Annotated in this window: 17 protein-coding genes; 10 read left to right on the forward strand and 7 right to left on the reverse strand. The window is 64.6% G+C overall.

What is annotated here, in order from left to right; all coding sequences use genetic code 11:
- Window positions 1–148: 148 nt before the first annotated feature.
- On the reverse strand, window positions 149–1,672 hold the full coding sequence (locus tag DN412_RS21820) for a Fic family protein (RefSeq protein ID WP_115213484.1): 1,524 nt from the start codon (window positions 1,670–1,672) through the stop codon (window positions 149–151).
- Window positions 1,673–2,738: 1,066 nt separating this feature from the next.
- Between DN412_RS21820 and oxlT the strand changes: the two genes are divergently transcribed.
- Entirely contained in the window at window positions 2,739–4,061 is a 1,323-nt protein-coding gene (gene oxlT / locus DN412_RS21825) for an oxalate/formate MFS antiporter (RefSeq protein ID WP_115213485.1), read from the forward strand.
- 149 nt (window positions 4,062–4,210) lie between these two features.
- Here the strand turns inward: oxlT and DN412_RS21830 are convergent, their stop codons facing one another.
- Entirely contained in the window at window positions 4,211–5,434 is a 1,224-nt protein-coding gene (locus DN412_RS21830; RefSeq protein ID WP_115213486.1) for a polysaccharide pyruvyl transferase family protein, read from the reverse strand.
- 485 nt (window positions 5,435–5,919) lie between these two features.
- Here DN412_RS21830 and DN412_RS21835 point away from each other — a divergent pair, with 485 nt between their 5' ends.
- The 9 genes from DN412_RS21835 to DN412_RS21875 all read left to right on the forward strand — a co-directional run bounded on the left by DN412_RS21835 (window position 5,920) and on the right by DN412_RS21875 (window position 15,364).
- Complete coding sequence (locus tag DN412_RS21835; protein ID WP_115213544.1) at window positions 5,920–7,107, forward strand: alpha/beta fold hydrolase; 1,188 nt, start codon at window positions 5,920–5,922, stop codon at window positions 7,105–7,107.
- A gap of 86 nt (window positions 7,108–7,193) precedes the next feature.
- Entirely contained in the window at window positions 7,194–8,894 is a 1,701-nt protein-coding gene (locus DN412_RS21840) for an AMP-binding protein (RefSeq protein WP_115213487.1), read from the forward strand.
- Window position 8,895: 1 nt separating this feature from the next.
- Window positions 8,896–9,765: a VOC family protein gene (locus DN412_RS21845; protein WP_115213488.1), complete on the forward strand. Its 870-nt coding sequence runs from the start codon at window positions 8,896–8,898 to the stop codon at window positions 9,763–9,765.
- Complete coding sequence (locus DN412_RS21850; protein ID WP_115213489.1) at window positions 9,762–10,919, forward strand: FAD-dependent monooxygenase; 1,158 nt, start codon at window positions 9,762–9,764, stop codon at window positions 10,917–10,919. The genes DN412_RS21845 and DN412_RS21850 overlap by 4 nt, the downstream gene beginning before the upstream one ends.
- Window positions 10,916–11,365 carry an acyl-CoA thioesterase gene (locus tag DN412_RS21855; RefSeq protein WP_115213490.1) on the forward strand — a complete coding sequence of 150 codons (450 nt, stop codon included), beginning with the start codon at window positions 10,916–10,918 and terminating at the stop codon, window positions 11,363–11,365. Before DN412_RS21850 ends, DN412_RS21855 begins: the two co-directional genes overlap by 4 nt.
- Window positions 11,366–11,388: 23 nt before the next feature.
- Window positions 11,389–12,144, forward strand: a complete 756-nt coding sequence (locus DN412_RS21860) for a maleate cis-trans isomerase family protein (RefSeq protein WP_115213491.1) — start codon at window positions 11,389–11,391, stop codon at window positions 12,142–12,144.
- 81 nt (window positions 12,145–12,225) lie between these two features.
- The gene (locus DN412_RS21865; protein ID WP_115213492.1) at window positions 12,226–13,488 is read left to right on the forward strand and encodes an MFS transporter; all 1,263 of its coding nucleotides are present in this window, start codon (window positions 12,226–12,228) and stop codon (window positions 13,486–13,488) included.
- An 81-nt stretch (window positions 13,489–13,569) separates the two neighbouring features.
- The gene (locus tag DN412_RS21870; RefSeq protein ID WP_115213545.1) at window positions 13,570–14,385 is read left to right on the forward strand and encodes a TetR/AcrR family transcriptional regulator; all 816 of its coding nucleotides are present in this window, start codon (window positions 13,570–13,572) and stop codon (window positions 14,383–14,385) included.
- A 76-nt stretch (window positions 14,386–14,461) separates the two neighbouring features.
- Entirely contained in the window at window positions 14,462–15,364 is a 903-nt protein-coding gene (locus DN412_RS21875; RefSeq protein WP_115213493.1) for a LysR family transcriptional regulator, read from the forward strand.
- Between the two features lie 73 nt (window positions 15,365–15,437).
- Here DN412_RS21875 and DN412_RS21880 read toward each other — a convergent pair whose 3' ends face one another.
- Genes DN412_RS21880 through DN412_RS21900 form a run of 5 tightly spaced genes read right to left on the reverse strand, consistent with a single transcriptional unit; the run spans window position 15,438 to window position 20,183 of the window.
- Window positions 15,438–16,817: an MFS transporter gene (locus tag DN412_RS21880; protein WP_115213494.1), complete on the reverse strand. Its 1,380-nt coding sequence runs from the start codon at window positions 16,815–16,817 to the stop codon at window positions 15,438–15,440.
- 36 nt (window positions 16,818–16,853) lie between these two features.
- Window positions 16,854–18,107 (reverse strand): NAD(P)/FAD-dependent oxidoreductase, encoded by a 1,254-nt coding sequence (locus DN412_RS21885; RefSeq protein ID WP_115213495.1) that lies wholly within the window; start codon window positions 18,105–18,107, stop codon window positions 16,854–16,856.
- A 19-nt stretch (window positions 18,108–18,126) separates the two neighbouring features.
- Entirely contained in the window at window positions 18,127–18,441 is a 315-nt protein-coding gene (locus tag DN412_RS21890) for a non-heme iron oxygenase ferredoxin subunit (protein WP_115213496.1), read from the reverse strand.
- Window positions 18,442–18,454: 13 nt separating this feature from the next.
- Window positions 18,455–18,925 carry an aromatic-ring-hydroxylating dioxygenase subunit beta gene (locus tag DN412_RS21895; RefSeq protein WP_078200272.1) on the reverse strand — a complete coding sequence of 157 codons (471 nt, stop codon included), beginning with the start codon at window positions 18,923–18,925 and terminating at the stop codon, window positions 18,455–18,457.
- 4 nt (window positions 18,926–18,929) lie between these two features.
- A complete protein-coding gene (locus tag DN412_RS21900) occupies window positions 18,930–20,183 on the reverse strand; it encodes an aromatic ring-hydroxylating dioxygenase subunit alpha (protein ID WP_115213497.1) in 1,254 nt (417 codons plus the stop codon).
- Window positions 20,184–20,704: the final 521 nt, after the last annotated feature.

Here is a 20,704-nt window from a genome sequence, read left to right on the forward strand (position 1 = left end):
ACGTACTTGCTAAACTTGTTCATGACCTGCCCCCTCAATTGTGGCTCTGGGCCGCTGGTTCAACACACCTCAAGCCTAATCCACGTCGCTTGAGGTGCGGCAGGTCAATACATTTTGTCTAGGGCGTTCGCGCGCATGACCTGGTGCTTCAGCGGTTGCCGTCGAGTTCGAGATAATCCGCGAATTCGTCGTGCACGACGGCCTCGATGCGGGCGAGCTCGTCGTCCGTAATGTCTTCGAACAGCTTGCGCTTGCGCCTGGACAGCTCGCCGTGGTTCTGCACGATGAGGTCGATCAGGTTCGACAGGCGTGACTGGCGCAGGTCGAGCCAGCTTTCCAGGCGTGTGACACTGGCGTCGTACGCGCGCAGGTACTGGATCTCCTGCGCGAGGTCTTGCTCGACGCACTGCTCGATGCACTCGAACACGAATTCGCACAGCGAGGTGGCATCAAAGGATGCGTAGAGCCACCAGGGTTGCGGCGACTTGATCAGGATGGTGTCGCTGTCCGCATCCAGCGCGTAATTGAGCAGGGCCGTGCGCGGAGCGGAATAGGACTTCAGCAGGGCCGCATAGATATCGATCTGCTTTTGCATCCGTGCGGACACCGGCAGCACCACGCCTTCGGGCGTGACGCCGGCCTGGCGCAGCAAATGGTGGATGAGGAACCGGTGCAGGCGGCCATTCCCGTCGTAGAACGGGTGGGCAAAGACAAAGCCAAACGACACGCAGGCCGCCACCACGATCGGGTTTGCCGCCTGTGCCTCGATCAGGCCTGCCACCGCGCCAATCCCTTCCATCATCGCGCCCAGCTGATCGGGCGGCGGGGGCACATAGTCCGCGATATTGCGCAGGCGCCCGCCGCGAGACAGCCAGTTTTGCTTGCCGCGGTAGGCGAATTCGGCGCGCAGCCCGGAGATGATCTCGTTCTGCCACTCGCACAGTTGCTCTTCGGTCAGCGGTGCGGGATTGCCGGCGTATTCCAGCAGCCGCCTGAACTTGGCGACGCGCTGGTTATCAGGGATCTCATGCTCGATCGAATAGGTCGATCGTGTTTCCGCGAGGTAGAGGTAGTCCACCGCCCGCGCGAGCAATTCCGGCTCGAGCCGCCTGATGGCGGTGGACACGCGGCCGGGGAGGTCGGCGGCAATGAAGCGCGCCAGCTTTTCGGTCCTGCGCACCACCGGGCAAAACGCCGCGGGCCCAAGGTGATTGTTCTGGATGCCGAACTGCTGGTCCGGCGTTGCCGGGCCGGTCAGGTACTCCGCCTCGTCAAGCGCCAGTACTCTGGGCGCGCCGGCCGGCAGCCTGTAGTCGAACTGCGCCCCGGCAAGCCATTTGGCATAGAACGCGCTGAGCCTTGCGTAGCGCGAGCTTGGGGTGGCCGCCAGCCATTCCCGTACTGCCTGCACCGCTTCCGCGTGCTCGAACAGGGCCGCGAGCACGGTCAGGTCCAGCTGCTCTTTCTTCAGCGCGAACGTGAGGTGGTCCACCGTCGTGTCGCCGCCCCGGTAGCGGTTTCTTGGGTACACGGAGCGCGTGGTGCCGTCCGGTCCGGTGTGCGTGCTGAGGACGCCGGTCTTGTCGGCGAGCGCGGACGTCGAGCGCAGGGGCGGGACGCGTAACCCGAACTTCCGGATCAGAGCGTCATAGCCTAGTGGTGCATGAGGCATACGGCGTTGCAGGGTGTGTGTGCCAGTTCACTCGGAGCTTACCATAGCTTCTATGGAGCTTACCAAAACATCTACTGGTGGGAAATTTTGTTTTCGTTCTATCTACAGAGTAGGGGGAGTTGGGATAGCCCGGCCCCTGACTTCCCAGGCGCTCTACAGCACTTACCTTTTTATCTACTCCCGAGGGGGGCTGTGACAATCTTGTCTACAGGTATGTTAAATCCCGGACACATACCTCTGCTCCTCGTGAGCCGATACAGCGCATGACATTATTGTCATTTACCTGATTCAGGCGGAAGGAATTTAGGCACCTTTCTGAAAATCCGGTCAGGGTTTTCGCGAATTCCCGGTGATAATCCACGTCAAACTGTCTGTTTATATTTTCCTGGCCCGGATAATCGACTATAACTGCAACTACATGTTGCGGCCGATGTCCCGCATCATGCCTCAGCCCGACAGGCTTGCCTGCGGGCATTTTTTTTTGGGGGGTGAGTGTCAATCATGAATTAATCAGTTCCATCTATTCCGGTTTGCCATTGCATGCAAACATAATCATGACATTTCTGTAATGATGACGTTTTTGTAATCATGACAATTTCGTAACGATAATGGCTCAGTCTTCCTGGTCCTTCATTCAGAAAAAGGACTCATCTATAACTGCCAGGGTGCATGTTCCCGCGCCAATAAAGGGATTACGGGAGTTTTCCAGTAGCAGACGGAGCATTTTCACAGGGCCTCAGATGCAGATTCGGCGTGAATATCTGGTGCCAATCCTTTCCCTTCATAAATTCAGTGAAAACCCTGCCATGCCTTTCGCTTGACTTACTTGATATATCACATACTGTGTATCCCATCGCCACTCCTAAGTTGAGAGAGGTGAGGGCGGAGACCTCAGGTCGGCGTCGTTATAAGAGGCAAATAAATGCCAATGACACAGGAGACATTGAAATGCCAGCAGCCACCCCTAAGCTGAGGCGCAGCGCGTCCGCACGTCCGTCCGAATACCCGTCCAAGTATTCAGCTGCCCTGTTGCCGATAAATGGCCAAATCATTCAAGGAGCGCGCAATGAGTAATCCAACGGCAGCGGGGCTGGGCGCGAATCACCAGATCCCGGAACGCACACGCTGGATGCAGCTGATCGTCGGGGTGGTCTGCATGATCGCCACCGCGAATATCCAGTACGCCTGGACCCTGTTCGTCCCCGAGATCCAGGACACCTACGGCTGGTCGCGCGCCAGCATCCAGATCGCATTCACGGTCTTCGTGCTGGTCCAGACCTGGCTAGCGCCGATCGAAGGCTACTTCATCGACAAGTTCGGCCCGCGCATGATGGTCGCCTTCGGCGCTGTGTTTATCGGGGCGGCATGGTGCATCAACTCCCAGGCCACCACCCTGATGGGCTTCTACATCGGCGCGGCCGTTGGCGGCCTCGGCGTTGGCTCGATCTACGCCACCTGTATCAACAACGCACTCAAGTGGTTCCCGGACCGTCGTGGCCTTGCCGTTGGCCTCACCGCCGGTGGCTACGGCGCGGGCTCCGCCGCGACCATCCTGCCGATCGCGGCCATGATCGAGTCGCAGGGCTTCCAGCACACCTTCCTGTTCTTCGGCCTGCTGCAAGGCTCGCTCGCCTTCGTCGCGGCCTGGTTCCTGCGCTCGCCCAAGGCGCATGAAGTGAAGGCGTCGCAGAAGCTGGTCCAGGCGACGCGCGACTACACGCTCAAGGAAGCGATGAGCACCAAGCTGTTCTGGCTGATGCTGATCATGTTCATCCTGGTCGTCACGGGTGGCATGATGGCTGTGGCCCAGCTCGGCGTGATCGCCAAGGACCTGGGCGTGAAGGAGTTCAAGGTCGACCTGCACTTCTTCGTGATGGCCGCGCTGCCGCTGGCGCTGATGCTGGACCGGATCATGAACGGCATCTCGCGACCGTTGTTCGGCTGGATCTCGGACAATATCGGCCGCGAGAAGACCATGGTCATCGCCTTCACGCTGGAAGGCCTGGGCATCATCGCGCTTGGCTACTTCGGCAGCAATCCGTACGCCTTCCTGATCCTGTCGGGTGTGGTGTTCCTGGCCTGGGGCGAGGTCTACTCGCTGTTCTCGGCGCTGGCCGGCGATGCCTTCGGCACCAAGCACATCGGCAAGATCTACGGCGTGCTTTACACGGCCAAGGGCATCGGCGCACTGTTCGTGCCGATCGGCAACCTGATGATGGAGGCGACCGGCACGTGGTCCACCGTGCTCTATACGGTTGCGGGCATGGACCTGACCGCGGCCTTCCTGGCGATCATGGTGCTGCGGCCGGTGCTGAAGAACCACGTTGCCACCTCCAGGAGCCTGTTCTCGAAGGAGGCAGCGGCGGCGGGCACGCAGGTGCCAGCCTGACGCGGCTGCAACGCAGCCGTTCAGTCGCAACGCGGGCGGGCTTCTTCGGAAGCCCGCTTTTTCGTTTGCCGGCTCAGGCAGCGCCTTCAGCGGGCGCGACCGATGCCCCTGCGATCCGGTGCCGGGCCAGCGCCTCGGCGACGGCCGTTTCACCACGCGTGGCGGTGAACCAACTGGAATGCGGACCTGCACGCCTTGGCCCATTCCCAGGCCAATTCCCTGCGCTGAGCGGCCTGGGGCGCCATCGCTTCGTCCAGGCCGGCCGCAAGATCCTGCACGGTGACCGCGGCTGGCGCCCCGGTCGCGCCCCAAGTCGCGGCAAAGGCGACTTGCTTGCTGGTCCCAGGGTGTTGTGCGGCCCGGAGCAGGCCCAGCCATGGCAGGAAAAAGGCGCCGGCGACAATGCCGCCGTGCAGGCTGCTGCCGACGAAGCCCTGGCTGTGCGCAATCAGCGCACAGATATCCCATAGATTGAGCGAGTCAAACAGGACAGCAGTCGTGCCGCGTAGTCGTGCCGCCAGGCGCTGGTAGCAGGCCAGGTCGTCGTGCCAGGGTGCGGCGCCGGCACGAAACAGCACCACGCCCAGGTTCCTGGCTTGGGCGATACGTCCGAGTTGGGCCGCCAGCTGTGAAAGGGTCTCGTCGTCGCCAAAATCCGCGCTGAACTGCACGGCGAGGTATCCGCCAGGGAACCCTGACACGATGCGGGCGCACTCGCCCTGGCGGGCGCGCCGGCGGATGCGGTCGCCGAACAGCTCGGCCACCAGCACGGCCGGATCCGGCTCCAGGCGGCAGGCAATGCCGTTCTCCGCGAGCATGGCCCGGGTCTGCTGGTCCCGTACCCCGACGCTGGTGGCGGCCCCGAGCTTGGCTACCACCTCGGCCCGCATGGCCGGCTCAACCGATCCAAGTTCAATGCCGCCGACGGCGTGGACAATGACACGCCTGACGTTGGCAAACATGCCGGCAGGCAACAGGTAGGGGGCAAGGTCCCGCACGCCCAACTGCGCCTGGGCCCAGGCCGTCCGTTCGTGCGGCCGGGCATCGAGCAGCGCCACCGCCGCCCGGGCCTGCTCGGGACGCTGCAGCATCACGGCCGCCTCCCAGAGCGAGCAGGTCAGGGTTTCGCCACCCACATGGATGATATCGACGGCGCTGTCCCCCACGGTGGCCGCCAGCCGCGCCAGGGTGTGGACCCGATGGCCGCCATGCATTCTCAGGTTGCGCTCGGCCAGGCCCCCGTAGAACGGGTTGGCCTGCCCGATCAGGCTTCGTATCGCATGCGGTAGCAGCAGGTCGCCGAAGTTGTGGCGATCGAAAGCCCCAAACAGGATCGTGGGGATGTCGGCGATTCCTGACCGGGAGGCTGGCATGGCGTCAGCGTCAGGCAAGCACCAGGTCCCGCATGTCCGCGCAGTTGAAGCCTTCGGTGAATCCAGCGCAAAAATTGGCGCCTGCGGCATTCTCAGATCCGCATTTTTTGCATTGCGCCATGGGAGGCTCCTCGGGACGCTTCCATCGTAGGATTAGATTCCCCAAAGCCGTCCATCGCAAGTGGCTTCGGCCACCGGGCAGTGGGCCGGTTGTGCGCCCAAGAGAAGGGGCGGTCGATCCGGATCGGCCGCTTGCCACCATATTGGCCGTCCCCGCACCTTGCCAGTCGCCGCTATCGTGGCGGCGCTGCCCCTTCCTTTCCGGCAGCGCCGAGGCGGGGCAAGGTTTACCATTATTTGACACACTATCAAATAAAACCTACATTATTGAGACGGTGGCATTTATCACAGGAGGCATCGTGGCAGAACAAGACAAGGGGCAGGTAACGGCAGGGATGCAGGGCGCATCGTGGGATGCGCGCCTGATGTCCCGCCCTTACCAGATGGAGCCTTATGCACTCGGCACGGCAGACGGGCAGCGCACGCTTGGCTTCCTGTTCACGGTGACCGGCAAGGAAAAGACCGTGGTCTCGCTGATGCATCCGCGCGAGATGGCGATCACGCACTACCTGGTGCCGTTCGTGCTGGATGCGGGCTGCGCCTGCTGGGTGCAGGGCCCGCGCTCGATCGGCAATGACCTGCGCCTGGAGCATGAGCTTGCGCTGCTCGACGTGGCGGCCGGCATGACGCACCTGCGCGAGCTGGGCTACGAGCGTATCGTATTGCTGGGCAACTCCGGCGGCGCGGGGCTCTATACCTTCTATAACCAGCAGGCACTGACGCCGCCCGGACAGCGGATCGCGCGGACCCCGGGCGGCCGCCCGACCAGCCTTGCCGAAGCACAGATGCCGGAGATGGACGGCATGATCCTGGTTTCACCCCATCCCGGCCAGGGCAAGCTGCTGATGAGCGGCGTCGATCCTTCGGTGACCGACGAGGACGATCCCATGCAGACCGATGCGTCGCTGGACCCGTTCTCCGCGGCCAATGGCTTTGATGTCGCCAGCGGACGCGGCCAGTACGCGCCGGCGTTCATCGAGCGCTACCGCGCGGCGCAGATCGAGCGCGTGGCCCGCATCGATGCGCGCGCCAGGCAGATGCTCAAGTCAAAGCATGAGGCGCGGCAGCGTATCAAGGCCGGTACCGGCTCCGATGCGGACCGCCGCATTGCTGCGCATGCGCCGGTCTTCCAGGTCTGGCGCACCGATGCGGACCTGCGCTCCTGGGATATCTCGCTCGATCCGTCCGACCGCAAGACCGGCTCGCTGTGGGGCAAGGACCCGATCGTGTCGAACTGGGGCAGCGTGGGCTTCGGGCGCGTGGTGACACCGGAATCGTGGCTGTCGACCTGGTCGGGTTTGTCGTCCAACGCGGCGCTGGACAAGACCCTCGGTGCGCTGCACCAGCCGACGCTGCTGCTGGAATATACCGGGGACCAATGCACGTTCCCGGCCGATATCGAGGCGATCTACCGCCAGATCCCCAGCGAACGGAAGCAACATATCCGCGTGCGCGGCAATCACCACGGCATGGCCCTGAGCCGGGACGAAGAGCCCGGCCAGCGCATCGCCGGCCGCCACATCGTCGAATGGCTGCGCGCGAACATGGTGTAAGCGCGCCGAAACGAAGCAACAGAGCAGGGCGCCGTCCCCCCCGACATCGCCGCGCGCTGCTCCATGACAGACAAGGGTAGACAGACATGTTGCAGAACCACACCGTGCGCCCCCCGCAGTTGCTGGCCGGCGTCCGATATCCCGATGAAGACCGCCTGCGCCAGTATGTGGCCGAAGGGGTGCTGACCGGCGAGACGCTGGCCGGCGCGTTCCAGGCGTCTTTCCGCCGTCATGCCGACCGTCTGGCGCTGGCGGGGCCGGAAGGTGAGCTGACCTATCGCGAACTCGACGAGCAGACCGACCGCCTGGGCGCGGCGCTGCTGGCGCTGGGCATGAAGCCGCTGGACCGCGCGGTGTTCCAGTGCGGCAACTGCAATGAGTTGCTGCTGGCCTTCTTCGCCTGCCTGAAGGCCGGCATCATCCCGCTGTGCTCGCTGCAGGCGTTCCGCAAGCTGGAGATCGGCTACCTGGGCAAGCTGTGCGAGGCGCGCCTGCATTTCGTGCAGGGCGACGACCCCAGGTTCGACGATGTGGCGTTTGCGCAGGAGATGCAGGCCGAAGTCCCGAGCTTTGCTTACATCCTGCAGGCGCGCGGCGAGCGGCGCGGCAACGCCGTGCTGCTGGCGGACCTGATCGGCGACATGCCGCTGGCGCAAGCACGCGCACTGCTGGCCGAGGTCAGCCACGATCCGTTCCAGGCGGCGGTGTTCCAACTGTCCGGCGGCACCACCGGCGTGCCCAAGATCATCCCGCGCTTCCAGAACGAGTACCTGTACAACATGCGCGCGGTCGCGGCGTGCAACGGCTACACGCAGGACGACGTGCTGTTTTTCCCCACGCCGTACATGCACAACCTCAACATGGGCTGCTTCTTCGGACCGTTCCTGCTGGGCGGCGCCACGGTGACGGTGACGCCCGATATCGGCGAGGAAAACCTGCAAGGACTGGTGCGGGACTACCGCCCGACCTGGTTCGGCGTGGCCGGCCCCATCCTCACGCGCATTGCGCCGGAACTGGCCAGGGCCGATGCCGCCGGGCGCGCCCGCCGCAACTTCGTTGTGCCCAAGAACGCGGCCGGCCTGACCCGGCTGACCGGATCGCCGGCACACCATATTTTCGGCATGACCGAAGGGGTGATCATGTTTGCCCGCCGCGACGACCCGCAGGAGATCCGCGACACCTCGGTCGGCAGCCCGGTCTCGGCCTGGGATGAGGTCAAGATCGTCCATCCCGGCACGGAAGAGCCGGTTGCCGACGGCGAGGCGGGCGAAGCGCTGTTCCGTGGCCCCTACACGATCCGCGGCTACTACAAGTCAGAGCAGGAAGACGCCACGCGCTTCACCGCCGACGGCTTCTACCGCTCCGGCGATTTGATGTCGTCGCGCGTGGTCGATGGCAAGCGCTATTACTTCTTCTCCGGGCGCATCAAGGACGTGGTCGACCGCGGCGGCGAGAAGATCAACGCCGAAGAGCTGGAGAACGTCATCAACCTGCATCCCGCGGTGCTGGGCGCTGCCGTCGTGGGCATGCCGGACCGGGTCTACGGCGAGCGCGTCTGCGCCTTCATCGTGCCCAAGCCGCCGGCCACCGGCCTGACGTTGCCGCAGCTCTCCCAATACCTGCAGGAAGCCGGCCTGGCGAAATTCAAATGGCCGGAGCGGCTCGAAGTCGTCAGCGAGTTCCCGCTGACCGCCTCCGGCAAGCTCAGCAAGGCGCTGCTGCGCCAGCAGATCATCCAGCTGCTGGAGACCGAAGCGGCTCGCAGCACTACCACCGAAGGGAAGTGATATGACCGAAGCGACGAATCCCGGCGCAGTGCCGTCCGTGCAGCTGCATGGTGTCCACCACACCGCGCGACCGACCTGGAAGCTGGCCGAAACCGTGCATTTCTACCGCGACCTGCTCGGCCTGCCGCTGGTGCATGCGATCTCGGCCAAGGGCTGGGGCCCGGACAACCATGCCGATTTCCTGCACTTCTTCTTCGACAGCGGCAACGGCAGCACCATCGCCTTTTTCTACTACATCGGCACCGAGCGTCCTGACTGGCTGACCGTGCGCGAGCACTACCAGGACCGCGCCACCCATACCGCCTGGCGCGTGCGCGACGAGACTGAGCTGCTGCAGTGGCGCCAGCGCGTGGAGGCGGTGGGTATCCCGCTGCGCTACCAGATCCGCCACGAGGTGATCGAGTCGATCTACTTCAACGACCCGAACGGCTATCCGATCGAGATCACATGGCAGGTGCGTCCGTTCAGCGAGGCCGATGCCCTCGACGCGAAGCTGACCATCGACGCTGCCATCGCGCTGGAGAGCGAGTCCGAGGACGGCACGCCGTTCGGCTCGATCGAGCCGGTGTGGCAGCGCAAGGCCACCTCCATCGACACCGACACGCAGGCCGGCAAGGCATCCGTGTTCGTCCTGGACGTGCCCGAGTTTGCAGCGCTGATCGACGCGGCGGGCAAGACCGAGAGCTACACCACCACGGCGCTGGGCAACGGCTACGTGCGCATCGACGGCAACCCGGGCATCAGCTTCCGGCGCAAGGCGCTGGGCTTCAAGCCGGCGGTCTGGTATGGCGCGCTCACCGGGGGCCTGGCCGGACGCATCGAGCAGTTCGACATGGATGCATTGGTCATCGCCCCCGGAGACGCAAAATGAAGATCGCCATCATCGGGGGCGGGCCGTCGGGCCTGTTCCTGTCGATCCTGCTCAAGGAGCGGCTGGCCGGGGTCGACATCGACATCCATGAGCAGAACCCGGAAGACGCCACCTTCGGCTTCGGCGTGGTGCTTGCGGATACCGGACTGTCCAGTCTGCGCGCGGCCTCGCCGACGGTGATTGACGATCTTGCCAAAGCGATGCGCTTCAGCGACCGCCACTCCATCGTCAGCCACGAGTTCCCGCTCACGATGAAGCGGCCCGGCGCGGGCGGTGGCGCCATCCCGCGCATCCGCCTGCTGCAGATCCTGCAGGCCCGTGCGCGCGAGCTGGGGGTGCGGGTCGCGTACAACCAGCGCATCAGCGATTTCTCCACGATCGACGCGGACCTGGTGGTGGGGGCGGATGGGGTCAACTCGCTGCTGCGCGGTGCCAATGAAGCCGGCTTCGGCACCCGGCGCCACAGCCTGACCAACCATTTCGCCTGGTATGGGGTGGAGAAGGCCTTCCCGAATCCGGCGCTGGTGTTCCGCAAGCACGGTGGCGGGTACTTCGTTGCGCACTACTATCCGTACTCGGACTCGATGAGCACCTTCGTGGCCGAGTGCGACCACCAGACCTGGATCGACTTCGGCATGGAGGCGATGACGCAGGAACAGCGCCAGGCGCTGTTCGAGCAGATCTTTGCTCCCGAGCTGGGCGGCTACCGGCTGGTGTCGAACAACTCGGTGTGGCGCCAGTTCCCGGTGATCGTCAACGACACCTGGCATGTCGGCAACCAGGTGCTGATCGGCGATGCGCTGACCAGCGCGCACTTCTCGATCGGCTCCGGCACGCGCATCGCCATGGAGGATGCGATTGCGCTGGCCGACGCCATCGTCGCCTTCCCGGACGACGTGCAGGCCGCGCTGCACCGCTACGACACCGTGCGCCGCCCCGAGAAGGCGAAGCTGATCCGCGCCTCGGAGGCCTCTTACAACTGGTACGAGCGCATCCGCGAATGGATGGAGCTGCCCACGGCGCATGAGTTTGTGTTCCGCTTCATGACCCGCACCGGCCGCGTCGACCTGAACCGGCTCAAGGAGCAGTACCCGAACCTGCTGGCCGAACTGACGGCGGCCGGCGTGCCGGTGGCGGCGGGGCAGCAGCCATGATCCGCGCGACCGAGTACGTGCTGAGCAACGACCCGTTCGTGGTGCGCCGCACGGTGCGCTGGGGCGACTGCGACCCGGCCGGCGTGGTCTACACGGGCCGCTTCACCGACTACCTGCTGGGCGCGGTCGGCCTGCTCTCGGACCATATCGCCGGCGGCGCCGGTCGCCTTGGCGCCTTGCACGGCGTGGGCACGCCATGCAAGGCCATGCGCTTCGAATTCATCGGCACGCTGTGGCCGGATGACGTGATCGACATCGAATGCTGGGTGCAGGCCATCCGTACGCGCTCCTACGATATCCGCTGCATGGCGCGGCGCCCGGACGGCTCGCCGGTGTTCGACGCCATGTTTTCTCCCGTCTGCGTGCGGCTGGACGAGCGCGTCGGCACCCCGATCCCGGACTCGCTGCGCACGGCGCTGTCGGCCTTCCTGCGTCCCGCCGCGTAGCGCGGCTTATCCCGCCAATCATCATGCAATACAGAATCGGACAGATCGTTCCCAGCTCCAACATCACCATGGAGCGCGAGGTGCCGGCCATCTTTGCCGGCCGCATGCAGGTGCTGCCTGAACGCTTTTCCTTCCACTCCAGCCGTGTGCGCATGCACCGGGTGGTGGCGGAGGAGCTTGAGAGGATGAACCGCGACATGGGCCGCTGCGCGCAGGAGTTGGCCGATGCGCGCGTCGACCTCATGAGCACGGCGTGCCTGGTGGCCACCATGTGCATGGGCAAGGGCTACCACCGCCAGGTGATCGAGGACCTGAACGCAGCCATCGACGGGGTGCCTAACCAGCCGGCAATCATGACCTCGGCCGGCGCGCTGGTGGAAGAACTCAGGCACTTCGGCGCCAGGCGCATCGCGCTGCTCGCGCCGTACAGCGACGCGCTGACGCGGACCGTGGTCGAGTACATCGAAAGCGAAGGCATTGCGGTCCGGGACGCGATCAACTTCTCGATCCTCGACAACCTCGACGTCGGCGCACGCGACCCGATGCAACTGCTGGAAGACGTCAAACAGCTGGATACCGCCGGCGTGGACGTGGTGGTGCTGTCCGCCTGCGTGCAGATGCCGTCGCTGCCGGCGATCGAGCAGGCCCAGCTGGCACTGGGCCTTCCCGTGACCTCGACCGCGGTCTGCACCGCGCGCCAGATGATGCGCCGCCTCGGCATCCGGGCCGAGGCGCCCAATGCCGGCGCGCTGCTCGGGAGCAGGACCGGACTGGCCTGAGCGTAACGCCGGCGGCGCAGGCCATCGGCATCATGACTGCTGCCCGCAGAGGCGGCTTGAATCCTGGAACGGAGACAACCCATGCAACAAGCCCTCCAACCGGTGGCCCCCGCCGGCAGATGGACCTATGCCGCCGTCATCCTCGGCGCGGCGCTGGGAATGCTGGCGGGCTATGCCCCGCTGTTCAATGCCACCGCGGGCGTGTTCGCGAGGCCGCTGGCCGCGGAGTTCGGCTGGGGGCGCTCGGAGGCGTCGCTGTCCTATGCGGCTTCGATGTTCGGGCTGGCGATCGTGAGCCCGGTGGTCGGGACCATGATGGACTGCTTCGGCATCCGCCGCGTGATTGCCGTGTCGGCGCTGGTGTTCGGGCTTGCGACGGCGTGCATGGCGCTGCAGAACGGCAGCAAGGCGCTCTGGGTCAGCCTGTCGGTGGTGGTCGGAGTGTTCGGCGCGGCGACCTCCGTGCTTGGCTATCTTGCCGTGCTGCCGCAATGGTTCGACCGCCGCCTGGGCCTGGCGCTTGGCATCGCCATGTGCGGGCTGGGCGCCGGCACGGTGCTGATGCCCGCGACCGCGCAGCATCTGGTGACCGGCTACGGCTGGCGCACCGCGTATGTGGCCCTGGGGATCGGCTCGATCGTGCTGTCGCTGCTGGCCTGCGCGCTGCTGCGCGAGCGGGGCAGGCCCGGTGCGGCCCAGGCCAGGGAGCAGGCGCCGGCCGCGGAGGGCGTTCCGGTCAGGCAGGCTGTGCGCAGCTATCGCCTGTGGGCAATCTGGGCGGTGTTTGTGCTGGGGTCCTCGGCCACGCTGTCGCTCGGCCCGCACCTGCCGGCGATGTTCGTGGACAAGGGATTCAGCCCCGCGGACGCGGCCCGCAGTGCCTCGATGGTCGGTGTCGGGCTGCTGATCGGTCGAATCCTGACAGGCGTGCTGATCGACCGCATCCATGCGCCGTTCGTGGCCTGTGTGTTCTTCATCGGCGGTGCGGTGGGGATCTACCTGCTTGGCGTCACCAGTGACTACCAGGTGCTGCTGGTCGCCACCACCCTGATCGGCCTGACCATCGGCGCGGAAGGCGACCTGATCTCCTTCCTGGTCCGGTCCTATTTCGGGTTGCGCTCGTTCGGCGCGCTGTTCGGCATCGCCTTCTCGGGCTACGGCTTTGGCGCGGTGATCGGGCCGGTGGGGCTGGGCGTGTGGTTCGACCGCTACGGCAGCTACGGCGCGCCGCTGCTGGTGCTGCCGTGCATGCTGCTGGTGGCCGGTGCGCTGACCTTGTCGCTGGGCCGCTACCGGCGGCATGGCGCCAGCGCCGCCAGCCTGCCGGAGCCGGCGGGGGCCTGATTTTCCGAACGGGGGGCGGCAGAGTAGAATTCCCATGGCCGCAATTTTCTTGCGGCCATGCCTTCGAACGGTCAACCCAAGATGCCTGCCGCCCGCAAATCCCCAGCCGCCGCCAGCAAGACGCCTACAACGCCTGCGACACCAAGTGCGCCGCGCCGCCGTGGGCGGCCGCCCAAGAGCGATTCGCCGATCGGCGCCGAGCCGATGCTCAGCCGCGTGGCCATCCTCCAGCACGCGATCACGCTGACCAAGAGCGTGCCGCTCGACCAGATCTCCATGGTGCAGCTTGCCAAGGATTTCGGCGTTGCGCCGGGGTTGATCCACTATTACCTTGGCGGCCGCGACCAGCTTGTCTCCGGCGTGCTCAATGACTATTACCGCCAGCGCGTGGGGCGCCTGCCTTCGCTGACGGGCGACTGGCGCAACGACGTGGAGGGCATCGCCCGGCTGAGCTTCGAAGTGGCGGTGGAGAACCCCGGCGTCAGCATCTATGTCGCGTCACACAACCGGTTCCGCCTGTTCCAGGATGTCGAGCCGGGCGAGACCGACTATGGCATGGAGTTCTTCAACCGCATGACGTCGGCGATCATGCAGGGTGGCTTCACCGCTGAGCAGGTGGCGCTGGGCTACCACTTGATTGCCCAGTACCTGGTTTCCGCCAGCATGGCGGAAGCTTCGCGCCAGTTGCCGGCCTACCACCAGAGCTTTATCGAAAAGAAGCTGGAGTCCGCGTCCGAGCTCCAGTATCCCGGCGCGCGCTTTGTCAGCAAGGCCTTCTCCAGGCTGTCTTCCGATACCGCGTTCGAAGAGGGCCTGCGCATCACGCTGGATGGCATCGAGACGTGGAAGCAGGACAAGCGCCAGCCCGCGCGCAAGCCTCGCAGCAAGGCCGCCTGAGGCCAATTTCTTATCTGCGGCGCGCAATCTGCCAGCAACGACCTATTCACATTGCCAATAATCGTCGGAGCCCGGCATGGAGCTGCATAACGTTGACCTGAACCTGCTGGTGGTGTTCGACCATTTGCTGCGACTTCGCACCGTCTCTGGCGCCGCCAAGGCCCTAGGCCTGAGCCAGCCCGCCGTGAGCAACGCGCTCGCCAGGCTGCGTCGCATCTTTGACGATGACCTTTTTGTGCGGAGTGCGAAAGGCATGTTGCCGACGCCCCTGGCGCAGGAGCTGGCCGAGCCGGTGTCATACGCCCTGGAAGCCCTGCAAAACGCGTTGAATCGCAAAGTGTCCTTCGACCCCAGGCATAGCGATCGGGACTTCCGTCTTGCGATGACCGATATCGGCGAAATCCATTTCATCCCCAGACTGATGGGGACGCTGCGCGAGCTTGCGCCTGGTGTCTCCGTAGCGACAGTTCGCAATACAGCCGTGAACCTCGCGGAGGAGATGAGTCAGGGCAAGGTGGACCTGGCGGTAGGACACCTGCCCGAGCTGACCTCAGAGTTCTTTCAGCGCCGGCTGTTCCGTCAGCGCTATGTCTGCATGTTCCGGCCGGGGCACGCGCTGGACAAGCGCACCATCCGGTTGCGCGACTTCCTGGAAGCCGACCACGTCGTCGTCACAGCCGCGGGCACCGGCCATGCGCGAGCCGACGAAATTCTCGCCAGGCAGGGCGTGCAACGCCGTATCCGCCTGCGCGTTCCGCATTTTGCCGCGCTTGCTGACATCGTTGCCAGTACAGACCTGATTGCAACGGTCACGCATAAGTTTGCCGAACGCAGCGCCAAGTACTTTGGCCTCAAATACGTCAAGCATCCGGTAGACCTGCCGGAGATCCAGATCAACCTGTTCTGGCATTCTCGCTATCATCGCGATCCGGCCAACCAGTGGCTGCGCACTCAGGTGTTCGATCTGTTCTCGGAATAGGTGCGCGCGTCGTCAGGCGCTCTCGGGCGGCCAGCGCCACATGTGCGCGCTGGCTCGTTCGGCTTGGGGTGGCTCATCGCGGCCGTGCACGGCCGGGGAGCAGACCGGCGGCATCGGGAAGTGGTGAGGTCGCGTCTGCGCGTTGCGCCGATGCCGAGCGCCGGTGATCGATCAGCAAGACCGCAATCATGCCGATGACGGCGGGTATGGCAATTGCCATGAAGTTCTGCTGCAGCGGCAGGTTCATGCCGACCAGCACCCCGATCACGATCGGGGCGAGAATGGCGCCGCTGCGCCCGATGCCAAGCGCCCAGCCGAGGCCGGTGGAGCGGATCGCCATGGGGTAGAACTGGCCCGTGTACGCGTTGGCAACGATCTGCGTGCCGATGGTCGACGCGCCCGCGAGACCCACCACGAAGAACAGCGCCTCAGTCGGCATCTTGAAGCCGAGCAGCGTGATCGAGATCGCAGCGAGGCCATACATTGCCGCCAGCACGTACTTGATGTGAAACCGGTCGGCGAGCCAGCCGCCGCCGACCGCGCCGATCATTGCCCCGACGTTCAGCACCAGCACGAACGTCAGCGCCGAGCCGAGACTGTAACCGGCCGCGGCCATCAGCTTGGTCAGCCACGAGCTCAGTGCATAGACCATGAACAGGCACATGAAGAATGCGACCCAGAACATCAGCGTGCTGAAGCTGCGGCCATCGCTGAACAGGTGCCGCACCGGTGCGCTGCCGGCCTTGTCATGGGACGGCACGGCGAAGCGGTCGGTCGGCCCCGGCTGGTAGCCCGGCTCCAGCTTCGAGGCGATCTGCTGCAGCGCCTCGTGCCTGCCCTTGGCCAGCAGGAACGGCATCGATTCCGGCAGCGACCTGAGGATCAGCGGGACCAGCAGCACCGGCGCGCCGGCGGCGAAGAACACGGACTGCCAGCCATAGGTTTCGATCAGCCCCTTGCCCAGCACCGCGGCCACGATGCCGCCGACAGCATAGCCACTGAACATGGCCGTGACCAGGGTGGCCCGGATCTTCTTAGGTGCGTACTCCGTCATCTCGGCCACCACGTTCGGCATCACGCCCCCGATGCCAAGCCCCGCCAGAAAGCGTACGATGCCGAACGTCACCGGATCCCTGGCCAGTCCCGCCGCGGCGGTGAACACACTGAACAGCACCACGCAGATCGCAATCGCCCAACGGCGGCCGATCTTGTCCGCGATCGTGCCGAGGAAGATCGCGCCGAATACCATCCCGAACAGGGCGGAACTCACCATGAAGCCCGCATTGGTCGGGGCGACGCCAAGATCCTTCATGATCGATGGCAGCGCGATGCCCACGACAGCAAGGTCATAGCCGTCGAAGATGATGATGAGTGCGCACCAGACCAGCACGCGCACATGGAAGCGGTTGAAGCGGGCCTCGTCGGCCAGCTTGTGGATGTCGATCTGATGCATGGTCTTGTCTCCTGATAGTTATGGGTCGCTGGCTGGCTAGAGCTTGGACATCGGCACTCCCGCATCGGCCAGCTGGTCCGCATCGACCGGCTTGTTCTGTTCAATCAGGCGGCGCGCAAAGCGCAGGTCGCGTGCGGCGTTGTGCCCGATGGCGGCCTTGACGACGTTGCCGTCGAGGTAGAACAGCACGAAGCTGTCCGCGCCCGGATTCCCTCTGGCTACGACGCGATGAGCGAGCGAAGGCACACCGTAGATCTGTAGATTCATGTCGTACTGATCCGACCAGAACCACGGCAGCGGCTGATAGTTGACCTCCAGGCCCAGCGCCGAGCGCGCGGCGGCAATGCCTTGCTCCTGGGCGTTCTGCCAGGATTCGAGCCGCAGCCGGCGGCCGGCCCATGGATTCGGCGTCACCGCGACATCTCCGGCCGCGAAGATGTCGGGGTCGGACGTCCGGCAGCGCGCGTCGACAATCACGCCGCCGTCGCACGCCAGCCCGGAATCCCGCGCGAGCTGGTCGTTCGGGACCAGGCCCACACCGACGACGATGGCGTCGCACGGCAGCTCGCCGCCATTAGTGAGCCCGACAACGGACCGTCCGTCGGCGCTGCGGAAGACTTGCTCGACGCCGGCGCCCAGCAGCACGCGGGTGCCATGCGAATGGTGCAGCGCCAGCAAATGTTCGGAGACCTGGGCCGGGACCGTGCGTTCGCACAAGCGGCCCTGGGCTTCGACCACCGTCACTTCGGCGCCTTTCTTCCGTGCCGTCGCCGCGACTTCCAGGCCGATCCATCCGCCGCCGATGACGACAATGGCACGGCCCGGTCCGAGCGCGGGAGCCAGTGCCAGGGCGTCCTCGATCCTGCGCAAGGTGTAGACGGGCGCCGAGTCGGACCCGGGGACTGCAAGCTGACGGGCCTTGCCGCCGGTGCAGAGAATCAGCTTGTCGTAGGGAATCGCCTCACCGTTGGCGGTTTCGATGCACTTCGACGGCCGGTCGATCCGGGTGACATATGTCGCATGGCGCCACTCAAGGGCCAGCGCGTGGAAGGCGTCAGGCTTGAGCAGCGTCAGGCTTTCGGGAGCGGCTTCGCCGGCCAGGACTGCCTTTGACAGCGGCGGCCGCTCATGCGGCGGGTGAGACTCGTCGCCGATCAGCACGAGCCGGCCGGTGAAACCTTCCTTGCGCAGCGTCTGGGCGGCCCAGCCACCCGCCTGGCCGGCGCCGATGATGATGATCGTTTCTGCCTTTGTCGCGGCAGCCGTGCCTGCCGGTTGGTCGGAATTCATGCGTCTCTCCGCTGTCTGGCTAACTCAGATCAAGGAAAACCTTGTCCCCTTCGATTCGGACCGGATAGGTACGAATGCCCTCGGTTACCGGAGCGCAAACCGCGGCACCGCTGCGGACGTCGAACTTGCCCTGGTGGAGCGGACACTCGATTTCGTGACCGTCGAGAAATCCGTCGCAGAGTCGGGCGTGACCATGCGTACAGAGATTGTCGGTGGCATAGACCTCGCCTTCGACGCTGTACAGGGCAATATCCTTGCCTTGCACCTCGATGGCGACCACGTCATCCTGCGGGACGCTGGCCAGCAGCGCGGCCTCGATCCAGGTTTCGGTCATGGTGCTTCTCCTGCTAGATGGGATAGATAAGGGAGTTCGGAATCATCTCGCTGTCGAAGACGCAGACGCGCGAGGCAAAGCGCAAGCCCTCGGGCGTCCGCACCACGGTGTCGAGGTAGCGGCCAACGTTGAACACCTCGGTCATCTGGTCCGGCTTGGTGCGCAACACCGCGTAGTTCGCCTCGGCCACGATCCTGTCGTCATCCGCGGCGCGGATCAGCGGCGTGCCGACGATATGGCGCTGGTAGTAGGGATCGTGGAACAGCGTCTCGCGGATGCCATAGATGCGGTCCTTCAGCATCCCCTTGCTCTCGAGGGACAGCGTTGCCAGCGGCAATCCACGCTCGTGGTTCTCGCGCGGCTGGACCCGGTAGACGCAGTCGTCGGTAAAGAATTCGGGCCAGCGGTCCCAGTCGCCGTTGTCCACGACGGACGTGTAATCGGCGTACAGGGAGAGCAGGGCGTGATAGTCAGCGAAATTCATGGCGTCAGACCTCCATCACCTTGCGCCAGTAGTCATACATGCCCCGGATCAGCGTCTCGGTGACCATGTGCTCGGTGTTCTCGGCGGACTTGCCGCCAAGCTCCGCGATCACGCGGTGCCAGGGCTTCTGTGCGAATCCTTCCTGCGAGCACTCGATGACTTCGCCATCGTCGGCCGACACGAAGCCGGCGGGGCCGAAGAGGTTGGCCTGGCGCAGGCGGCGGCGAGTCATCTCTTCGCTGTCGTCCTCGAAGCCAAAATGCGTCCAGACGAAATCGAAGGAGTCGGGCCCGTTGGGCTGGATATGCCGCGTGGAAACCGAGTTGACCTGTTGCTGGAAGATCACGCTCGGGAACACGGTCATCATCACGGCAGTCGGCTCCCCCCACCAGGGCTCATGGACGATGTCGAGAATCCGGTCATCGTGCAGCGCCATCTGGTCCTTGAAGCTGGAGACGCCGGAGGTGACCTCGGCTTTGCCGCCCTGGCCGCGCGTTGACACCATGGCGGCGTGCCGGAACTGCGAATCCATCACCAGCCGCGACTTGTTATCCGCGCGCCAGAGACCGAAGGTGACAAACCACGTATGCAGCAGGCCGGGGTGGTAAGGGTCCTTGATGTTCTCTTGCATCAGCTTCCAGTTGCCCGGAATACGCTGCTTGTTATAGCCAAGCACCTTCAGTTTGCGGCCGTTGAACAGCCGGTCAAAGTAGGCGAGGATGTCCGGCCCGAGGTAATCTTCCAGCGGCTGCACCGCGTGGTCGAACGAGGCAAACACGACACCGCCGCGGGTTGCCACTTTCAGCTGGGTCAGGCCATGGTCCTGGGGCCTGAAGTCGGCAGGCATGCCACCGTTGACCTTGCCGTCCTGCTTGACCCCGCGGCGGAACGGCACCCCTTGCAGGTTGCCTTTGAGGTCATAGTTCCACTGGTGGTACGGGCAGTGGAAATCCTTGCGATTGCCGCTACGCTCCCGGCAGAACTGCATGCCGCGGTGCGCGCACACGTTCTCCACGACGTTGATCTGGCCCTCCTGGTCGCGCACCATGATGACGGAGCGTTCGCCCAGCGTGGTGCGCTTGAAATCGCCGGGATCCGGGATCTCAGCTTCCAGGCCGACGTAGTTCCAATGACTGTGATAGAAGCAGCGATCGAGTTCACGCTTGTACAGCTGCTCGTCCGTATAAACGCGGAACGGGATGCGGCTGATGCTGTCGTCGGCCCAGACCGGGCCGCCTTGGGCGGAGGGGTTTTCCATGCTTGTCTCCAGGGGAATCTGTTGCGCAGCGTGCAGACGCGCGTCATCACCGCGCTGCGTGTGGGTACCCGCCAGGCAGCGTTCGCTTTGCTGATGAAGATCGCTCGCGGACGGGCAATACCGCCGCGATATCAATCAGCTGAGTGACGTCGAAATCTGCGAGGAGTGTCGGCGCGACCGGGACGCGAGAACGTCCGTATTGCCCGGATGCATCGGTCGGCAATCGAGAGTCTCGCTATTGGGAGCGTGGGAACGCTCCGCGTGGAGGCGGGCGAGTACTGTCATGTTGTCTCCGTGGGGGCTTTGGTATGGGCTGAATGATGGTGGATGCGAAAGAATTGGCCAATAGAATTTGGTGGATATCGCATATTCACCAAATCAATAAGGCTGCGAGCGTCAGCCGGTATCGACGATCGGCACGATCTGCCAGATTGCCGGACTTGTCCGGTGTAACGCGTTCCGTGGTCGCTGCCTGAAAGTGGCTGTCTCCGGGGGCAGGCTTCCCCGTTCTTGGGTCATGT

The sequence above is a fragment of the Cupriavidus lacunae genome (genome assembly GCF_003353055.1).
Classification (GTDB): Bacteria; Pseudomonadota; Gammaproteobacteria; order Burkholderiales; family Burkholderiaceae; genus Cupriavidus; species Cupriavidus lacunae.

Excerpts from the sequence above, each read along its gene's own strand:
- DN412_RS21835 (WP_115213544.1), top strand. The coding sequence starts at position 5,920 with ATGTCCCGCCCTTACCAGATGGAGCCTTATGCACTCGGCACGGCAGAC.
- DN412_RS21840 (WP_115213487.1), top strand. The coding sequence starts at position 7,194 with ATGTTGCAGAACCACACCGTGCGCCCCCCGCAGTTGCTGGCCGGCGTC.
- DN412_RS21845 (WP_115213488.1), top strand. The coding sequence starts at position 8,896 with ATGACCGAAGCGACGAATCCCGGCGCAGTGCCGTCCGTGCAGCTGCAT.
- DN412_RS21895 (WP_078200272.1), bottom strand. The coding sequence starts at position 18,925 with ATGAATTTCGCTGACTATCACGCCCTGCTCTCCCTGTACGCCGATTAC.
- DN412_RS21865 (WP_115213492.1), top strand. The coding sequence starts at position 12,226 with ATGCAACAAGCCCTCCAACCGGTGGCCCCCGCCGGCAGATGGACCTAT.
- DN412_RS21860 (WP_115213491.1), top strand. The coding sequence starts at position 11,389 with ATGCAATACAGAATCGGACAGATCGTTCCCAGCTCCAACATCACCATG.
- DN412_RS21855 (WP_115213490.1), top strand. The coding sequence starts at position 10,916 with ATGATCCGCGCGACCGAGTACGTGCTGAGCAACGACCCGTTCGTGGTG.
- DN412_RS21830 (WP_115213486.1), bottom strand. The coding sequence starts at position 5,434 with ATGCCAGCCTCCCGGTCAGGAATCGCCGACATCCCCACGATCCTGTTT.
- DN412_RS21880 (WP_115213494.1), bottom strand. The coding sequence starts at position 16,817 with ATGCATCAGATCGACATCCACAAGCTGGCCGACGAGGCCCGCTTCAAC.
- DN412_RS21870 (WP_115213545.1), top strand. The coding sequence starts at position 13,570 with ATGCCTGCCGCCCGCAAATCCCCAGCCGCCGCCAGCAAGACGCCTACA.
- DN412_RS21850 (WP_115213489.1), top strand. The coding sequence starts at position 9,762 with ATGAAGATCGCCATCATCGGGGGCGGGCCGTCGGGCCTGTTCCTGTCG.
- DN412_RS21890 (WP_115213496.1), bottom strand. The coding sequence starts at position 18,441 with ATGACCGAAACCTGGATCGAGGCCGCGCTGCTGGCCAGCGTCCCGCAG.
- oxlT (WP_115213485.1), top strand. The coding sequence starts at position 2,739 with ATGAGTAATCCAACGGCAGCGGGGCTGGGCGCGAATCACCAGATCCCG.
- DN412_RS21900 (WP_115213497.1), bottom strand. The coding sequence starts at position 20,183 with ATGGAAAACCCCTCCGCCCAAGGCGGCCCGGTCTGGGCCGACGACAGC.
- DN412_RS21885 (WP_115213495.1), bottom strand. The coding sequence starts at position 18,107 with ATGAATTCCGACCAACCGGCAGGCACGGCTGCCGCGACAAAGGCAGAA.
- DN412_RS21875 (WP_115213493.1), top strand. The coding sequence starts at position 14,462 with ATGGAGCTGCATAACGTTGACCTGAACCTGCTGGTGGTGTTCGACCAT.
- DN412_RS21820 (WP_115213484.1), bottom strand. The coding sequence starts at position 1,672 with ATGCCTCATGCACCACTAGGCTATGACGCTCTGATCCGGAAGTTCGGG.